Genomic DNA, 16998 nt, shown 5'->3' on the forward strand with positions numbered 1-16998 from the left:
ACCATCCTGCCCGGCCGCCGTCCCGGGGCTGACTCCGGGGCGGGAGGAGGGCGGGGCCCGCCGCCGGGCGGCGACCGAAACCGGGTGGCCGCGGACGGGGCCGCCGGGGACGATGGACCCATGGAACGATCATTCGACGAACTCGTGGCCGAGGCCGAGGCCGAGCCCACGGAGGGCTGGGACTTCTCGTGGCTGGACGGCCGGGCCACCGAACAGCGCCCCTCCTGGGGCTATCAGCGCACGATGGGGGAGCGCATGGCCTGCGCCTCCGCCGCCCTCGACATCGATACCGGGGGAGGCGAGGTGCTGGCCGGTGTCCCCGAACTCCCCAGGACGGCGGTGGCGACCGAGTCCTGGCCGCCCAACGTCGCCGCGGCCACCCGGCTGCTCCACCCGCGGGGCGTCGCGGTGGTCGCGACCGAGGACGGCCGCCCGCTGCCGTTCGCGGACGGCGCGTTCGACCTGGTGGTCTCCCGGCACCCCGTCGCCACGTGGTGGGAGGAGATCGCCCGCGTGCTCGCCCCCGGCGGCACCTACCTCTCCCAGCAGGTGGGGCCGGAGAGCGTGTTCGAGGTGGTGGAGTTCTTCCTGGGACCGCGCCCGGAGGAGGACCGCCGGTCCCGGCACCCGGACGACGCGCGCGAGGCGGCCAGGGCGGCCGGGCTCGACGTCGTCGACCTGCGCCTGGAACGGCTGCGCACGGAGTTCTTCGACGTCGGCGCGGTCGTCTACTTCCTGCGCAAGGTGATCTGGATGGTGCCGGGGTTCACCGTCGACGCCTACCGGGAACGGCTCCTGGACATGCACGAGCACATCCGGCGCGAGAGGGCGTTCACGGCGACCACGACCCGCTTCCTCGTCGAGGCCCGAAAGCCCCGGGGCTGAGGCCGCCCGCCGGCGGACCGGCCCCCGCGACCGCGGTCCGGCGCGGAGGGCCGGTCCGGGGACTCAGGCGCCGGCCCTGACGTGCTGGACGACCTCGAACCCCCAGATCTCGCTGCCGGTCGCGGCCGGTCCGCCCTGCCCGTGCCCGTGTCCTTTCGCCTCGCCGCTCCGACCCGCGTCGGCGGCGGCCTGGGCGTGCCCGTGCTTGAACGCCTGGCCGCCCACCCAGTTCTGGAAGTCCTCCTCGGAGCGCCAACGGGTGTACACCAGGTACTTGTCGGTGCCCTCGACCGGGCGCAGGAGCTGGAACTCCTCGAACCCCGGCTGGTTCTCCACCAGCCCGGCCCGCTTGGCGAAGCGCTCCTCCAGTGTGGCCCCGGCACCCTCGGGGACGGTCAGGACGTTGAACTTGACGACGCTGCTCACGCGGCACCTCTCCACCGTTGACTTCGACCTTCACCGCCCAACCTAGGGCACCCCCCTCCCCGGCGCCGGTCGGCCCCGCGGCAACAGCCGACCGCGTCCCGCCCCCCCGGACACCCGGAGCGGGTCAGCCGAGAACCACCCGCCCCGAGGCGTCCACGCTCCACCCCGGGTTGTGCGCGACCTCCCACACCACCCCGTTGGGGTCCCGGACGTGCGCGTGGAAGATGCCCCCGAACTCGCCCCGCCGCGGGCTCTTGAGCACGGTCCCGCCCGCCGCGGCCATCGCGTCCACGGTCCGCCCGACCTCCTCGGGGCCGTCGACGTTGTGCGACAGGGTCACCCCCGACAGCCCCGACGTCCCGGGCGGCAGTCCCAGGTCCCGGTCGAACTTCTCCGCGTCGAAGAGGCCCAGCACCTGCCCGGGCGCGACCTGGAAGAAGACGATCTCGTCCGGGACGTCCATGAGCGGCTCCCAGCCGAGTCCGTCACGGTAGAAGCGGCGGGCCGCGTCCAGGTCGGGGGTGGCGAGCGTGACGAAGTGGACCTGCTGCCTCATGGCGTGCTCCTCGGATCTCGGTCGCGGGCTCCCCATCCTCGCGGATGCCGGCGCCGCGTCCCGTGCGCCCCGCCCGGTCGCGCTCCGGTACGGCGGGACGACCGCCTACAGTCCGTGCTTGCGGGCGACCACGGCGAGGACGAGCGAGCGGGGGAAGAGCCTGCGCAGCGCGAACACCACCGGCGCGTTGCTGCCGACCGCGTACAGGGGCCGCGGCGGGTCCGCCTCGATCGCCCGCACGACGGTCCGGGCGACCCGGCCCGCGGAGATCCCGGCCGACTCGTTGGCGTCGAGTGCGGTGAGCATGGTGCGGTACTCGCCCGCGAACGGGGAACCGTCGCGCAGGTACTGGGTCCGCCGCTCGCTGATACCGGTGTTGATCGACCCCGGTTCCACCGTGGCCACCCCCACCCCGAACGGGGACACCTCGCGGCGCAGGGCGTCGGCGAACCCCTTGACCGCCGCCTTCGACGCGACGTAGGACGACCGGTACGCCAGGGGGAAGCTCGCCAGCATCGACCCCACCATGACCACCCGGCCGTACCCGCGCCCGCGCATCCCCGGGAGGAGGAGCTGGGTGAGCCGCACGGCCCCGAACACGTTGATCCGGAACAGCCTCTCCACGGCGTCCGGGGGCAACTCCTCGAACGGGCCGCTCTGGCTCTCACCGGCGTTGTTGACCAGCACGTCCACGTCGCCGGCGGCGGAGGCGCACGCCTCGACCGACGCCTCGTCGGCCAGGTCCAGGGCCAGGTACTCCACGCCCGGCACCGGCTCGGCCACCGACCCGGGTCTGCGGCTGGTGCCGTACACGCGGTAGCCGCGCCGGACCAGTGCGGCGGCCACGGCCGCGCCGATACCCGACGACGCGCCGGTGACGAGCGCGGTCCGCTGGACGGTGGGACGGTTCATGGTGGTCCTTCCGGGAGGGGTCGGCGCGCTCGCGCCGCGCGTGTGAGCGATGATCGCACGGAGCACCGCGACCGGCCGGTCCAGCCCTCCCCGGCGCCCGCGTCAGTCCCAGCGGTGCGGGTCGAACAGGCCGATCGGCAGGTCGGTCCGGCCGTCCCCGGCCAGGTCGGCCAGGGCCTCGCCGACGGCGGACGCGAACTTGTAGCCGTGCCCGGAGAAGCCCCCGGCGAGCACCAGCCCGGGAAGCTCCCTGCGGTGGCCGATGACGAAGTGCTCGTCCGACGTCATCGTGTACATGCAGGAGGCCATGCGCTCGGGAAGGGCCTCGACGCCGTGCAGCCCCGAGGTCAGCTCGCCGAGCCTGCGGGCGTCGGCGGGGCCGGGCTCGCGCGGCCCCGCGTCCGGGTCCACCGGCTCACCCCACTGCGCCCCCTCGCGCCTCGGGCCGGGGGCCTCGGCGTGCACGCCGATCTTGACGGTCCGGCCCCCGTCCAGGCTGGGGAACCCGTACCAGGTGCAGTCGTCCCCGTCCCGGGCGAACACCGGACCGGCCACGTGCGCGGCTGGGTCGCCCGTGGTGCGGAACCAGCCCAGCACCCGCCGCTCGACCGTGATCCCCCCGCCCAGGCCGGCCACCTCGGGCACCAGTGAGGGGAGCCACGCGCCGGCGGTGACGACGACCCTCCGGGCGCGGATCACCGTGTCGCCCACCACCACGCGGGGCCGGTCCGGATCCGGTTCGATCCGGGTCGCCACGGCCCCGGTGAGCACCCGTGCCCCCGCCGCCCCGGCGAGCCGGACGGCCGCCAGGATCGACGCCTCGGGCAGGACCACGCCGGCGTCCTCCTCGAACACGCCGACCTCGCCCGTGCGCAGCCGGTGGCCGGGGAAGCGGGTGCGGACCTCGTCGGCGGAGAGCAGCTCGCAGGAGAGTCCGTGGTGCCGGGCCGCGGCCAGCGACCCGGCGACGGCGGCACTGTCCGGCGCGCCGGCCATCAGTGCCCCGGTGCGCAGCACGAGCCGTTCCCCGGACGCCTCCTCCAGCTCCGACCAGGCACGCCAGGCCGCTCGGACGAACGGCACGTACTCGGCGCCCTCCAGGTAGGCGGTGCGGATGATGCGGGACTCCCCGTGGCTGGAACCCCGGTCGTGGCCGGGGGAGAACTGCTCCACCCCGACGGCGTCGACGCCGGACCGGGCCAGGCGCCACAGGGCCTGCGCCCCCATCGCCCCCAGGCCGACCACGACGGTGTCGGTCTCCAGCAGGTTCGCCACGCGGTTCCTCCCCGATCCGGTTCCTGGCCTCCAGGGGAAGGCCCCGGCCCATGATCCCAGGCCGTGGCGGACGCCCGCCCACCCCCTGGGTGGACGGGCGCCCTGTTCGGCGGTCCCCCTCGGCGCGCCGGGGGAGAGGGGCGGGATCAGTTCAGCGGCGGGTAGGCGTTGTCCAGCAGCTCCTGGAACTGGGCCGAGAACCAGTGGCCCGAGATCGGGGCGTCGGCCAGCGCGCCGCTCATGTTGTACCCGTTGCGGGGGTTGCCCTCATAGGTCGGGTCGCACATGCGGTCGAAGCCCTTGCCCTCGGGGTTGGGGATGAACTCGCTGGAGCCGTCGGACTCGCCCGGGGGCTTCATCCACACATAGGCGTCGATGCCCGGCTCGGGGGAGGCCTGCGGGCGCTCGCCCAGCCCCGCGCCCGACTGGTTGCACCAGTTGCCCGACTGGATCCGCCGGTCGTAGCGGCCCCCGTCCACGTAGGCGTCCACACTGGTCTCGGGGCCGGGGCCCGTGGGGCGGTCCGGTCCGCCCCAGCCGTTGCGGGAGGTGTCGATCAGCATCCCGATGTCGGAGGCGAACCCCTGCGAGACCAGCTCCTCGCGCAGCGCCTGGGAGAAGGACAGCTCGTCGGTGAACTGGTTCCAGTCCACCCACTGCGACTGGCGCACCGGCGTTCCGGCCACCGTCTGGCCGATCGAGAAGTTGTCCTCGACCAGCGCCGAGTAGTTGGCCGTGTTCGCGATGAACCCGTGCACGTCGTCGGGGGTGGCGCCGGCGGTGTTGGCCGCCTCGTAGAACAGCGCCGCCGAGGCCGAGAAGTTGTCGGCCCAGCCGATCCACCCGTGGTGGCCCGCGTCCACGTAGTTGTAGACGTTGTCGATCGCGCCCAGCTGCGCCAGGGCGTAGCCCACGCCCTCCACGTAGTTGCCGTTGGCCAGCATCTCGTCGCACTCGGGCGTGGCCGTCTCGCGCGGGGACACGTTCGTGACCAGGTTGGGCAGCGAGTCGATCTCCACCGTCGTCACGATCCGCAGGTCCGCGTAGGCCGGGTCGGCCAGGATCTCCGCGATCGGGTCGATGTACTCGTGCTTGTAGCGGTCGATCTCGTCCGGGCCCAGCTCGCCGTTGGAGGCCAGCGCCGCGCAGTCGCGGCCGGGCAGGTTGTAGATCACCACCTGGAAGACCATCGGCTCGCCCGCGGCCTGGGCCACCGCCTCGTCCAGGTGCTCGCGCAGGCCCATCGACCCGGTGGTGGGGCTGTCGTTGCCCTCGATCGCGCTGATCTGGTCCAGCCACACACCCGTGGGCTGGTCGGAGATCGCGTCCCCGCCGGGCTCGGCGGCGGCGTTGGCCGACCAGATCGGGTTCACGTACACATCCGCGCCCTCATACGGATTGTCCACGCGTTCGGCGGCGGAGGAGGCACTGGTGGCGGCGACCGTGAGAGAGGCGGTAAGTGCCAGTCCGGCAGCGGTGGCGAGGCCGCGCCGTGCCCACGGAGTTCGTTGCTTGTCGCGGGGGGAATTTCTCATGGTGTTTTTCTTCCTCATGGGGAGCGGGTGACCAGAAGGAGTGTGCGGCTCGCCGGGCGCGTCACGGCGCCCGGCGGACCGGCGGGTGGGGAGAGGTGGTGTTCATGGTGGTGAGCGGGGCATGGGCGGGCCTGAGATCCGGGGTAAGGCTGGCGGTTGATCGTCCGTGTTTCTCCTGGGAAAAGGTGGGAGAAACGGGGGGATGGTGACCGGAAGGGGGGTGGGAGCGCTCCCAGTCGTAAGCGGGAATGGTGGGTGGCGTTGTCTGGACAAGGGGTGCGAAGGGCGTTCCGTATGTGGTTACGGGGGGTGACTATTTCGGAACGCTTTTCAGAACCGTAGCTCTCCAATGGTGATATGTAAACACCAAATGTCCACGGGGTTTCTGGGACGCTGTCCCCGTTCGGTGAATGGCCAGGTGGTGATCTGGTTCACAACTGTTCAGTAATAACCAGGGGTTTCCAGGAGATCACGCAGAGCAGGCCGACGGCTGCCGCCGCGAGCCAGAACGGGGCCAACAGGCCCACACCCTCCGCGACGAGCCCGCCCAGCACCGCGCCCAGGGCGGCCCCGCCGAGGTCGGCCAGCCGGTACACGCCTCCCACACGGCCCAGCAGGCGGTCCGGGATGAGCAGCTGGCGGACGGTCGTGGCGGCCGTCCCCCACACCACGGCGTGGACCCCGAACACGACCATGACGGCGCCGGCCGCCAGGGGGTTCGTGGTGAGTGCCAGGGCCGGGTAGGTGAGGGCCTCCACCGCGAGGCCCCAGCGGAGCAGGGAGGTCCGGCCCACTCGGCGCTCCAGCCACCCGTACGCCCGGGAGCCCGCGATGCCGCCCACGGCTCCCGCCGCCACGAACAGCCCGAAGCCCGCTTCGGACAGCCCCAGGTGCTCCCGTGCGTAGAGCACCCAGACCGCGAAGGCGCCGACACCCGCCAGGTTCATCACCAGGATGCAGCCGCACAGTACGCGGAGCCCGGGTGAGCCGAGGACGAACGACAGGCCCTCGCGGACCTCCTGCCGCAGCGTGGTCCGCGGCGGGGGAGGGGAGCCGGGGCGGCCCCGTCCGGAGGCGGTGGCAGGACCGGTGCCATCCGCAGGAGGACCACCACCGCCAGCAGGTGGGCGAGGGCGTCGAAGCCGAAGGGGAGCGACCACGCCACGGCGAACATCAGTGCGCCCAGGGGCGGGCCGAGCAGCTGGTTGTTGAGCGAGAACGTCAGGGCGAGCCGCGCGTTGGCCCTGCCCAGCGAGTCGCGGTGGACAACGGACGGCACCAGGGAGCCGTACGCGGTGTCGGCGAGGGACTCGCCGACACCCAGGGCGAACAGGGCCGGGTAGAGCGGCCACACACTCGTGCCGCCGGAGAGGAGTGCGGCGGCGAGCAGGGCGAGCACGGTGCAGCGGGCGAGGTTCGCCGCGAGGAGCACGCTGCGGCGGGGCCACCGGTCGACCAGGGCGCCCGAGGCCGGTGAGAAGAGGAGGTGGGGCAGGAGCTGGGCCGCCGAGGCGGCTACGGCGACCGGGGAGGAGGTCAGGGACGCGACGAGCAGCGGTCCCGCGGCGGCGAGGGCGCCGTCCCCGAGGTTGGTCAGGGCCGAGGCCCACCACAGGCGCGTGAACGCGGGGCCGAGGCGGGGTCGGTCCGGGCGGCCTCGTTCCGCGCCACCGCAACCCCCGGAGGAGCTCGGATCCACAGGTTTTCCGGCGCTCCGTTTCGGGTCTGCTCCGGTGGGTAACACACCGATTGGGAGCGCTCCCGTCGATCGGCTGGTCCAGCCGACAACGATGGAGAACGCAATGAACGGCAAGACCCACGAGACCAACGGCAACTCCCGCTGGTTCGGACGCGCACTCGTGCTGGCGTCCGTCCCCCTGCTCGGGCTGACCGCGCTGGCCGCGCCCGCGTCGGCGCACGGCTCGGTCGTCGACCCCGCCTCCCGCAACTACGGCTGCTTCGAGCGCTGGGGGGACGACTTCCAGAACCCCGCCATGGAGCAGGAAGACCCCATGTGCTGGCAGGCGTGGCAGGACAACCCCAACGCCATGTGGAACTGGAACGGCCTCTACCGCGACAACGTCGGCGGGGACCACCAGGGCCAGGTCCCGGACGGGACCCTGTGCAGCGGCGGGAACACCGAGGGGGGTCGCTACGACTCGATGGACACCCCCGGGGCGTGGCGGACCACCGACGTCGCCGACGACTTCACCATCCACCTGTACGACCAGGCCTCGCACGGCGCGGACTACTTCCAGGTCTACGTCACCGAGCAGGGCTTCGACCCGGCCACGCAGTCCCTGGCATGGGACGACCTCGAACTGGTGGAGGAGACCGGGTCCTACCCGCCCGGAAACGACTACCTGATCGACGTCAGCACGTCGGGCCGCACCGGCGACCACGTCGTCTTCACGATCTGGAAGGCCTCGCACGCCGACCAGGTGTACTACCTGTGCAGTGACGTCACCTTCGGCTGACCGCTCCCGCGCCGGGGGCGGCGGCCGGTCGGGGCCCGGGGGCCGTCGGCCCCCGGCGCTCCGGCCCGCGGCCGCCGTCCCCGGAGGTCGTCCCCCCGCGCCGGACGGGGCCCGACCACCGTGGGACCCCCGACCGCCCGGGCCCGTCGTACCCGCCTCCGACCGGGGCCGGGCGCCCGGCCCCGCCGGGCGGCCTCTCCGGCACTCGGCCGCCCGGCGGTCCGGCCCGCGGCGCGGGGCCTCAAGCGCCGATGTAGCGGAGCACCGCCAGGACGCGGCGGCTGTACCCCGCGGTGTCACCGAGGTCCAGCTTGTCGAAGATCGCGTTCGCGTGCTTCTCGACCGCGCTCTGCGACACGAACAGCCGCGCGGCGATCGCCGGATTGGTGTGCCCCTGCGCCATCAGGTCCATCACGTCCCGCTCACGGCCGGTCAGGCGCCCCTGGGGGTCCTGGCGGCTGCTTCCCGCCAGCAGCTGCCGTACGACCTCCGGGTCGAAGGCGGCGCCGCCCCCGCCCACCCTGACCAGGGCCTCCAGGAACTCGTCCACCTCCACCACCCGGTCCTTGAGCAGGTACCCCACCCCGGTGGTGTTCTCGCTGAACAGGCGGGTGGCGTAGCGCTTCTCCACGTACTGCGAGAGCACGAGCACGCCCACGCCGGGCCGTTCCCGCCGGATGCGCACCGCCGCGCGCAGCCCCTCGTCGGTATGGGTGGGCGGCATGCGCACGTCCACCACCGCGACGTCGGGGGCCTCCTCCGCGACAGCGGCCAGCAGGGAGTCCGCGTCGCCGACCGACGCGATGACCCGGTGCCCCTCGTCCTCCAGGAGCCGCACGAGTCCCTCACGCAGCAGGGCCGAGTCCTCGGCCACGATCACCCGCACGGGACCTCCGCGGTGACCGTCGTCGGCCCGCCGGCCGGGCTGTCCACGGACAGCCTGCCGTCGAGCGCCTCCACACGGCCGGCCAGGCCCGTCAGCCCCGTCCCCGAGGGGTCGGCCCCACCCGCCCCGTCGTCCCTCACCCGCACCACCACCGACCTCGTCCCCCCGTCGTCCCTCTCCCACACCCGTATGTCCACGCGCCGCGCCCCGGCGTGCTTGACCGCGTTGGTCACCGCCTCGGCGACCACGAAGTAGGCCGCCGTCTCCACCGCCGGGGGCGGGGCCGCCGACAGGCGGTACTCCAGGTCGATCGGCAGGGCCGACCGTCCCACCAGGCCGTGGAGCGCCGCACGCAGTCCCTCCTCCGCCAGGGCGGCCGGATAGACCCGCCAGGCGACCTCCTTCAGGTCGCGCAGCGCGTTCCGGGTCTCCTCGTACGCCTGCTCGACCAGGGCCCGGCCCTTCTCCGAGCCCGGGTCGCGCCGCGCGCGGCCCAGGGCCATGCCCAGAAGGACCAGCCGCTGCTGGACGCCGTCGTGCAGATCGCGTTCGATCCGGCGGCGCTCCTCGTCCACGGCCGTGACGACCCCGGCCCGGGTCGCGACCAGCACCCCGATCCGCTCCTCCATGAGGTCCTGGCGGCTGGGGCCGAGCAGCCGGCGTGCCAGCCAGCCCTCCGTGCCCACCAGGCCCACGGTCCCCTGCGCGCTCAGGTAGACGAGCGCCAGGCCGACGGGCACGATCCCCGGATCGTTCCCGTCGAGCACCTCCAGCGGGGACGCCGCCAGGTAGAGGCCCGCGGGGAGGAACGCCAGCACCAGTCCGCCGAAGAGTCCCACGGGGCAGCGGGCCGCCAGATAGGCCAGGGAGCGGGCCGTCCCGGGCCGGCCGACGATCTCGACGCCGAACAGCGCCGCCAGGCGCCGCCGCTCCAGGGCGACCAGCGGCCGGACGGCCGCGCCGAGGGCGCCGGCCGATCGGGTCCGGGCCGCGGGCCGCGCGAGGAACGGCAGGACAGCGACGGAGGCCGCGAGGAGGAGGGCGAGGAGGACCGCGGCGGCCCCGGCCGTCGCCGTGCCGGCGGCGGCGCCCGCGAGGGCCCGGGCCCAACCGTGCCGCCGGGCGCCGTGCCCGTCGGGCCGCGTCCCGTCGTCCGTGGTCACGTCCGTCCTCCCTCTCCCCGCCGGATCCGGCCCTCGGGAGCGGCGCCCCGGACCGCGGCGCCGCGGTCCGGGAACGCGGTTCTCCACGGGCGCCCGGAGCGCCGGGAGCCCGTTCGGAGAGTAGCGGCCGGTGGGGCGCGCGGGTACTGCGGGACACCGCATGACCGGGGGTGGCGGGTCGCCCAGGCGACCGGGCGGAACCACCCATGGGCCGGGGCCCCGCGGTTCCGTAGCGTTCGTGGGGCCCCGGCCGGGCGCAGACCCACCACAGCAATCCGACCCCTGTCGCTCCGTACCGAACGGTGGAACCAGTGAACCCCCGCCCTCCCCTCCTCCGCCCCGCCTGGCTCCTCGCCGGCACCGTCCTCTCCCTCTTCGCCATGCAGGCCGCATGGGACATCGCCCTGCTGGCATGGGTCCACCCGGTGCTGCTGCTGAGGTTCGCGCGCACCGGCCGACCGCTTCCCGCCCTTCTCGGGGTGCTGGGCTCCACCACCGCCGCAACCCTCGTCTGGCTCGCCCTCGCCGACCTGCTCTCCCCGTCGCTGATCCTGCTCGCGCTTCCGCTCGCGTTGGCCGGGGCGCTTCCGTTCGCCCTGGACCGGCTCCTGACCCCCCGGCTGGGGGAGCACCGCCCGTGGCGGGCCTCCCTGGTCTTCCCGCTGGCCACGGTCGCCGTGGAGTTCGCGGTCTCCGTCGGCACCCCCTTCGGGACCGTCCACGGGGTCCTCGGCGCCACACAGGCCTCGAACCTCCCCCTCGTCCAGGTGGCGTCGGTGACCGGCGTCTTCGGGGTGAGCTTCCTGGTCGCCTGGGTTGCGTCGGCCGCAGTGCTGCTCTGGGAGCGGGGCCTCTCCGACCGGGCGGCCCGCTCGGTCGCCGCCGGGGCGGTCGGCACGGTCGTGCTGGTCGCGACCGCGGGAGGGGCACGCCTGGTGTTCGCGCCGCCCTCGTCGGACACGGTGCGGATCGCCGGGGTCACCGCCTCCGAGGACGCGTGGGAGGAGGTCGTCCCGGCCTTCCGCGAGTACGACTCGCTGGAGGCGATCGTCGCGGCCGATCCCGAGGAGATGCGCGGGCGCTTCGCCCCCGTCAACGACGACCTCCTCGCCGGGACCGAGCGCGAGGCCGTGGCCGGCGCGGAAGTCGTCCTGTGGCCGGAGTCCGCCGCCTTCACCCTGGAGGCCGACAAGGAGCACCTGGTGGACCGCGTGCGCGCGGTCGCCGAGGAGCACGGTGTGTACGTCAACGCGGGGATGTCGGTCTACACCGAGGACGCACCGCACCTTCGCAACCAGATGGTCATGGTCACCCCCGAGGGCGACGTCGCGTGGACCTACGACAAGAGCCGTCCCATCCCGGTGCTCGAACCCTACGAGGCCGGCGACGGCGTCATCCCGGTCGCCGACACGCCCGCGGGTCGGCTGGCCACCGCCATCTGCTACGACGGCGACTTCCCGGCACTCGTCCGGCAGGCCGGCGCCGCCGACGCGGACGTCCTCCTCGTGGGCGCCAACACCTGGGAGGGGATCAAGGAGATGCACGCCCGCAACGCCGTGTTCCGAGCAGTGGAGAACGGGGCGTCCCTGTTCCGTCAGGCGAGCAGGGGGCGGTCGAACGCGACCGACCACCAGGGCCGGACACTGGCCACGACCGACTACTTCACCACCGGGCAGCAGACCATGGTGGCGTACGTGCCCCGGGAGGGGGTGACCACGCTCTACTCCCGGATCGGTGACGCCTTCGCGTGGTCGTGCCTGGCGGCGCTGCTGGCGCTGGCCGCCACCGGCCGGAGGCGTCACGGAGGCAGGCGGGGGCCGTCGGAGGCCCCGGAGGACGGAGCACGGGACGGGCGCGGGGCCGCGCCTCGGGGCACCGGCCGGTCACGGTGAGCTGTCGGTGGAGGGCGGGGAGCCCGCCGGCCGGGCGGGTGCTCCGGCCGCCACCGGCAGACGGGCCCGCGTGCGCGGAGCCGGACCGGCGGCGCCCGGCGGCACGCCACCGCGCACGCACCGTGTCCCGGGACCCGGGCATCGGGCCCCGGGACACGGGTGGCCTGTACGTGCGCCCTCCCGGGGCGGGAGGGCACGGGGCTAGCCGTTGTTGCCGTAGAACTGGTCGCGGGCGGCGTCGGCCGCGGCGGCGCCCGGGTCCTCGATGACGCCGCCGATCGCGTCGGCCTGTCCCTGGACCCCCTCGACGGTCTCGGTGACCCCGCCGAGCGCCTCCTGGCCGTAGGCCTGGGCCTCCTCCGCCACGCCGCCGTAGGCCTCCTCGCCGAAGGCCTGCGCCGATTCGACCGCGCCGCCGTAGGTCTCCTCGCCGAAGGCCTGCGCGGACTCGACCGCGCCGCCGTAGGCCTCTTCACCGAAGCCCTGCGCGGACTCGACGGCGGTGCCCACGCCCGCGCCCTCCAGGGTGTCGGTCACCCCCTGGGTCACCTCCTCGGCGGCGCCGCCGAAGAGTCCCTTGAACCAACCGATCAGGTCGTCGAACATCGCTCTCTCACTTCATAGGTTGCCCCGGCCCCTTACCCAGGACGGATAAGGCCTTGGTAAGGGGATCGAGTGCTGGATGGTCGTCCTGGGGCACGGTTTTCTGCTGCGACGCCTGCGCTCCGCACGGGTCCACCGCCCTCCCGGGTCCCCCCATCCTGCCGGACGCGAACCGGCCGTCGGCGGACGCCTCGGGGCCGCCACCCCGCGACGTCCCCGGCAGCCCGGCGGTGTGCGCCCGGAGGCGGTCGGCGGCAGCGGGGCCGAAGCCCCTTCCGCCGAGGTCGAGGCGCGTGTCGCGCCGGAACGCGGACACCGCGGGGACCGGGCCCCGGGTCGTGCAGGACGTCCGGGCGCGCCCCCCGGGGCGCCGCCGTCCGCGCTCCCGGGCGTGGCCGCCCCCGCACGGGAACTCCCTGGCGGCGGGCAGTATGGGGACATGGCCGACACCAGTCAGCGGATCCTGCGCCTGCTGTCCCTCCTCGGGACCGGACGGGCGTGGCCCGGGGCGGACCTCGCCGAAGCCCTCGGCACGAGCCCCCGCTCGCTGCGCCGCGACATCGACAGGCTGCGCGAGCTGGGATACGCCGTGGAGAGCCTCAGGGGACCCGGCGGACACTACCGCCTCGCCGCGGGGCGGGCGGTGCCGCCGCTGCTGCTCGAGGACGACGAGGTCGTCGCCGCGACCCTCGGCCTGCGGATCGTCGCGGGCGGGCCCGGCGGTGTGGAGGGGGTCGAGGAGAGCGCCGAACGCGCGCTGGCCAAGCTCGGCCAGGTCCTGCCCTCCCGGCCGGCGCGCCGGGCCGAGGCACTGGGGGCGGCGGTCGAGCCGGAGCGCCGTTCCTGGCCCGGGGTCCGGCCGGACGTCCTCACGGCCCTGGGCGAGGCCGTCGCGGCCGGGCACTGGGTGCGGTTCCTCCACCGGGGACGGGACGGGGAGGAGCGCCGCCGCAGGGCGGACCCGTACCGGTTGGTGATGTCGGGGCGGCGCTGGTACCTGTACGCCTGGGACCGCGACGCGGAGGGCTGGCGGACCTTCCGGCTGGACCGGGTCGGCGAGGTCGTCCCGGCCCGGGTCCCCTTCGTCCCGAGGGAGATGCCGGGCGGGGAGCCGGGGGAGGGGCTCGCCGCCCTCCTGGAACGGGACTTCCGGGAGGGCGGGGCCGGGCACGCCGTGTCGGTGCTGTTCGACGCCCCCGCCCGGGAGGTCGCCGCACGGATCGCACGCGTGGACGGCGACCTCGTGCAGGTCGGCGCGGACCGGTCCCGCTACACCGCCCGGGTGGACTCCTTCGAGTGGATCGCCGTCGTGCTCGCCCTCACCGGTCTGCCGTTCACGGTCGAGGGCCCCGAGGAGTTCGCCCGCCGGACCGCGGCCCTCGCGGACCTCCTGCACCGGTCCGCGGACCCGGCGCTCCGAGGGCCGCGCCCCGCGGACCCGCGCCCGTAGCGGGCGGGCCCTCCACACGTGCGGGGAGCCCCCGGCCGACCGGTCGACGCACCGGGACCCTCCCGGGGGTGGGGCGCACCCCACCCCCGGGAGGGGGCGCAGCGGGATGGGAAGGCGGCTCCGGCACGGCCAGGCTGGTGCCATGACGAGACCGACGACGGGGACCGGCCCCGGGCCCCAGCACGCAAGCCGCACCGGGAGACGCCCCATGAGTGACGACCGAACCTTCCCCGCGACCGCGCCGCAGGGCCGTGCGCCGGACGCGGGGCCCGTGCTCGACCTCATCGGCGTGGGCAAGGTCTACCGGGGCGGCCACGCCGCCGTCGAGGACCTCACCCTGAGGCTGACCCCCGGCGTGATCGGGCTCCTCGGGCCCAACGGGGCGGGAAAGTCCACCCTGATGCGCATCATGGCGACCGTGACCCGGCCGACCTCGGGCCGGATGCTCCTGGACGGCGCGGACGCCGTGGCACGCCCCGGGCCGCTGCGGGCGGGCCTGGGCTACCTCCCCCAGGACTTCGGCGCCTACCCCCACCTGACGTCCCGTGAGTTCCTCGGCTACCTCGCCGCGGCCCGGGGGCTCCCCGCGCGCGTCGCGCGGGCCCGGATCGACGACCTCCTCCAACTGGTCAACCTCACGGGCGCCGTCCGGCGCCCACTGGGCGGGTACTCCGGAGGCATGCTGCGCCGCGTCGGCATCGCCCAGGCCCTGCTCACCGACCCCCGGGTGCTCATCGCCGACGAGCCGACGGCCGGACTGGACCCGGAGGAGCGGGCGCGCTTCCGCAACCTCCTCACGGACCTGGCCCGGGACCGGATCGTGGTCCTGTCCACGCACATCGTCTCCGACGTCGGGTCCTCCGCCTCCAGCCTGGCCGTGATGGCGGGCGGCCGACTCCTGCGGCACGGTGCCCCCGAGGACCTGCTGGGCGAGGCCGAGGGCCGGGTGTGGGAGGCCGTCGTCGCCCCCGACGCCGCGGCGGACCTGCGGGAGCGCCACCACGTCAGCCGCATGGTGCGCACCGGGGACGGGGTGCGCGTCCGGATCCTCTCCCCGCACGCCCCGCTGGCCGGCGCCGTCGGCGTGCGGCCCGACCTGGAGGACCTCTACCTCCTCGTCGTCCCGCCCGGCCGGGCCGGGACCTCCGGCGGCCCCGCCGGGGCGCTGCGGGGGTCGTCGTGGTGAGGGGGTACGCGCGCCTCGTGCTGGGCGACGTCCGCGAGCGGGTCCGTCGGCCGGTCTACCTGGTGACCCTGCTGGCCACCGTCGGCCTGGGCTACGTCGCGGTCCCGGCCGTCGACTCCCACTGGACGGTGGTGGACGTCGCGGGGTACCGGGGCGTGTACGACAGCGCCTACGTCGGAACCGTCACCGCGCTGGCGGGCGCCCTGTGGCTGACCCTGGCGGGCTTCTACGTCGTGCGGAACACCGTCGCCAGGGACAGGGAGACCGGGGTGGGGGAGCTGCTGGCCGCCACGCGGCTGCGTTCCCCCGCCTACCTGCTGGCCAAGTTCGGCGGCAACCTCACCGTCCTGGTGTCGATGCTCGGCGTGCTCGCCGCGACGGCCGCGGTGATGCAGATCGCCCGGGGCGAGGCCGTGTGGGTGGACCCGGTCCGGCTGCTCACCCCCTACCTCGTGCTGGCCCTGCCGCTGATGGCCCTCACCGCCGCCGCGGCGGTCGTCTTCGAGACCGCGCCCGTGCTGCGCGGCGGGGCGGGCAACGTCGTGTGGTCGGTGGCGGCGCTCACCCTGCTCCTCGGCGGGCTGTCGCCCCGGGCCCCGCTCGGCGGACTGGGGGCGGCGAGCGTGGCGGAGTCCTTCCGCACGTCTCTCGCCGCCCAGGGCGTCGACGCGTCCGCCGGCGAGTTCAGCCTCGGCCTGACCTACGTGGACGAGCCGCTGCGCGCGATCGAGTGGCCGGGGTGGGAGCCGTCCGGCGAGCTGATGGCGACGCGCCTGGTGATCCTGGCCGCCGCGGTCGCGCTGGCCGTGCTGCCCGCACTGTGGTTCGACCGTTTCGACCCCGCACGGGGCGCCGCGGGCGGGGCGCCCCGCCCGCGGGGAGCCGCGCCGCACACCCCTCCGGGGCCGGAGGACGCCTCCCCGGACGGGGAGGGAGGTTCCGCGACCGCTCCGCCGCGGCTGGAGCCCCTGCCCTCTCCGACCCGCTCCCCCGGCGCGTGGGCCGTGTTCCCGCGTCTGGTCGCGGGAGAGCTGCGGATGCTGCTCGGCGGCCGGAGCCGCTGGTGGTGGGGCGGGGTGGCCGCGATCACCGCGGCGGCGCTCCTGCTGCCCGCGCGGTCGGCGCCCATGGTCCTCCTCCTCGCCTGGATCTGGCCCGTCCTGGTCTGGTCGGGCCTGGGGACCCGGGCCCGGCTGGTCGGCCTCGACGTCCTGTTCGCCTCCTACCCCCGTGCCGCCGCGCGCTTCCTGGCCGAGTGGACGGCGGGGGTGGCCGTCGCCGCGCTGGTCGGCGCCGGGCCCCTGGTCCGCATGGTCGCGTCCGGGGACGCCGCCGGGGCCTCGGCCTGGGCGGCCGGGGCGCTGTTCGTCCCCGGACTGGCGCTGGCCCTGGGAGTGGTGAGCCGGGTCGGCCGCCCGTTCCAGGCGGTCTACCCGCTGCTGTGGTACCTGGTCCTCAACGGGGTGTCGCCGGTGGACTTCCTCGGAGCGGTGCGGGCGGACGGACACCTCACCGGCCCCCCGCCGCTGCTGGTCGCGGCGGTCGCTCTGGGGCTCCTCGGGACGGCGGCGGCCGTGGCGGCCGCCCGCTCCCGCCCGGGGGCGCTGCGCGCGGCGGCCGGCGCCCTCCGGGAGCGCTCGTCCCGCTGAGGGCCAGCGCGGACGACGGGCAGGGCCACGTCCGCTTCGAGCAGGGCGATACGGATCTCGCGCGCCGTGGCGTCGATGTCCGCCTCGCTGAGGCGCCCCTTGC

At 74.9% G+C, this 16998-nt stretch carries 15 protein-coding genes and 2 pseudogenes; 6 read left to right on the plus strand and 11 right to left on the minus strand.

What is annotated here, in order from left to right; all coding sequences use genetic code 11:
* Positions 1-120: 120 nt before the first annotated feature.
* Entirely contained in the window at positions 121-885 is a 765-nt protein-coding gene (locus ACWGL3_RS05675) for a class I SAM-dependent methyltransferase (RefSeq protein WP_267948497.1), read from the plus strand.
* Between the two features lie 63 nt (positions 886-948).
* On the opposite strand, the gene ACWGL3_RS05680 is transcribed toward ACWGL3_RS05675, so the two are convergent.
* From ACWGL3_RS05680 to ACWGL3_RS05710, 7 genes and pseudogenes are all read right to left on the minus strand, one after another.
* Positions 949-1311 (minus strand): antibiotic biosynthesis monooxygenase family protein, encoded by a 363-nt coding sequence (locus tag ACWGL3_RS05680; protein WP_267948498.1) that lies wholly within the window; start codon positions 1309-1311, stop codon positions 949-951.
* 124 nt (positions 1312-1435) lie between these two features.
* On the minus strand, positions 1436-1867 hold the full coding sequence (locus ACWGL3_RS05685) for a VOC family protein (protein ID WP_267948499.1): 432 nt from the start codon (positions 1865-1867) through the stop codon (positions 1436-1438).
* A 105-nt stretch (positions 1868-1972) separates the two neighbouring features.
* Positions 1973-2779 carry an SDR family oxidoreductase gene (locus tag ACWGL3_RS05690; protein ID WP_267948500.1) on the minus strand — a complete coding sequence of 269 codons (807 nt, stop codon included), beginning with the start codon at positions 2777-2779 and terminating at the stop codon, positions 1973-1975.
* Positions 2780-2881: 102 nt separating this feature from the next.
* Positions 2882-4006, minus strand: coding sequence for an N-methyl-L-tryptophan oxidase (gene solA / locus ACWGL3_RS05695; RefSeq protein ID WP_431061518.1), 1125 nt, complete (start codon positions 4004-4006; stop codon positions 2882-2884).
* Between the two features lie 194 nt (positions 4007-4200).
* Positions 4201-5466 (minus strand): annotated as a pseudogene (locus ACWGL3_RS05700) (glycoside hydrolase family 6 protein); the annotation flags it as partial.
* 554 nt (positions 5467-6020) lie between these two features.
* Positions 6021-6617, minus strand: coding sequence for an MFS transporter (locus ACWGL3_RS05705; RefSeq protein ID WP_267950273.1), 597 nt, complete (start codon positions 6615-6617; stop codon positions 6021-6023).
* Positions 6536-7288: an MFS transporter gene (locus ACWGL3_RS05710; RefSeq protein ID WP_267948502.1), complete on the minus strand. Its 753-nt coding sequence runs from the start codon at positions 7286-7288 to the stop codon at positions 6536-6538. Before ACWGL3_RS05710 ends, ACWGL3_RS05705 begins: the two co-directional genes overlap by 82 nt.
* 103 nt (positions 7289-7391) lie before the next feature.
* Between ACWGL3_RS05710 and ACWGL3_RS05715 the strand changes: the two genes are divergently transcribed.
* Complete coding sequence (locus ACWGL3_RS05715; protein WP_267948503.1) at positions 7392-8066, plus strand: lytic polysaccharide monooxygenase auxiliary activity family 9 protein; 675 nt, start codon at positions 7392-7394, stop codon at positions 8064-8066.
* A gap of 241 nt (positions 8067-8307) precedes the next feature.
* On the opposite strand, the gene ACWGL3_RS05720 is transcribed toward ACWGL3_RS05715, so the two are convergent.
* Together ACWGL3_RS05720 and ACWGL3_RS05725 are read right to left on the minus strand one after the other, a co-directional pair.
* Positions 8308-8952, minus strand: coding sequence for a response regulator transcription factor (locus ACWGL3_RS05720; RefSeq protein WP_267948504.1), 645 nt, complete (start codon positions 8950-8952; stop codon positions 8308-8310).
* Positions 8943-10115, minus strand: coding sequence for a sensor histidine kinase (locus ACWGL3_RS05725; protein WP_267948505.1), 1173 nt, complete (start codon positions 10113-10115; stop codon positions 8943-8945). Before ACWGL3_RS05725 ends, ACWGL3_RS05720 begins: the two co-directional genes overlap by 10 nt.
* A 311-nt stretch (positions 10116-10426) precedes the next feature.
* Here ACWGL3_RS05725 and ACWGL3_RS05730 point away from each other — a divergent pair, with 311 nt between their 5' ends.
* Positions 10427-12007 carry an apolipoprotein N-acyltransferase gene (locus ACWGL3_RS05730; protein WP_452460936.1) on the plus strand — a complete coding sequence of 527 codons (1581 nt, stop codon included), beginning with the start codon at positions 10427-10429 and terminating at the stop codon, positions 12005-12007.
* Between the two features lie 201 nt (positions 12008-12208).
* Here ACWGL3_RS05730 and ACWGL3_RS05735 read toward each other — a convergent pair whose 3' ends face one another.
* Entirely contained in the window at positions 12209-12613 is a 405-nt protein-coding gene (locus ACWGL3_RS05735) for a hypothetical protein (protein ID WP_267948507.1), read from the minus strand.
* Positions 12614-13049: 436 nt separating this feature from the next.
* Here ACWGL3_RS05735 and ACWGL3_RS05740 point away from each other — a divergent pair, with 436 nt between their 5' ends.
* The 3 genes from ACWGL3_RS05740 to ACWGL3_RS05750 all read left to right on the plus strand — a co-directional run bounded on the left by ACWGL3_RS05740 (position 13050) and on the right by ACWGL3_RS05750 (position 16895).
* On the plus strand, positions 13050-14060 hold the full coding sequence (locus ACWGL3_RS05740) for a helix-turn-helix transcriptional regulator (protein ID WP_452460937.1): 1011 nt from the start codon (positions 13050-13052) through the stop codon (positions 14058-14060).
* Positions 14061-14268: 208 nt separating this feature from the next.
* The gene (locus ACWGL3_RS05745) at positions 14269-15246 is read left to right on the plus strand and encodes an ABC transporter ATP-binding protein (RefSeq protein ID WP_267948509.1); all 978 of its coding nucleotides are present in this window, start codon (positions 14269-14271) and stop codon (positions 15244-15246) included.
* Positions 15240-16895: a hypothetical protein gene (locus ACWGL3_RS05750; protein WP_452460938.1), complete on the plus strand. Its 1656-nt coding sequence runs from the start codon at positions 15240-15242 to the stop codon at positions 16893-16895. The genes ACWGL3_RS05745 and ACWGL3_RS05750 overlap by 7 nt, the downstream gene beginning before the upstream one ends.
* Position 16896: 1 nt before the next feature.
* Here the strand turns inward: ACWGL3_RS05750 and ACWGL3_RS05755 are convergent.
* Positions 16897-16998: pseudogene (locus ACWGL3_RS05755) on the minus strand (signal recognition particle receptor subunit alpha); the annotation flags it as partial.

This window comes from Nocardiopsis sp. NPDC055824 (assembly GCF_053616335.1).

Coding starts and splice junctions, on each gene's coding strand:
- ACWGL3_RS05675 (WP_267948497.1), top strand. CDS start 121: ATGGAACGATCATTCGACGAACTCGTGGCCGAGGCCGAGGCCGAGCCC.
- ACWGL3_RS05685 (WP_267948499.1), bottom strand. CDS start 1,867: ATGAGGCAGCAGGTCCACTTCGTCACGCTCGCCACCCCCGACCTGGAC.
- ACWGL3_RS05690 (WP_267948500.1), bottom strand. CDS start 2,779: ATGAACCGTCCCACCGTCCAGCGGACCGCGCTCGTCACCGGCGCGTCG.
- solA (WP_431061518.1), bottom strand. CDS start 4,006: ATGGGGGCGCAGGCCCTGTGGCGCCTGGCCCGGTCCGGCGTCGACGCC.
- ACWGL3_RS05715 (WP_267948503.1), top strand. CDS start 7,392: ATGAACGGCAAGACCCACGAGACCAACGGCAACTCCCGCTGGTTCGGA.
- ACWGL3_RS05735 (WP_267948507.1), bottom strand. CDS start 12,613: ATGTTCGACGACCTGATCGGTTGGTTCAAGGGACTCTTCGGCGGCGCC.
- ACWGL3_RS05740 (WP_452460937.1), top strand. CDS start 13,050: ATGGCCGACACCAGTCAGCGGATCCTGCGCCTGCTGTCCCTCCTCGGG.
- ACWGL3_RS05745 (WP_267948509.1), top strand. CDS start 14,269: ATGAGTGACGACCGAACCTTCCCCGCGACCGCGCCGCAGGGCCGTGCG.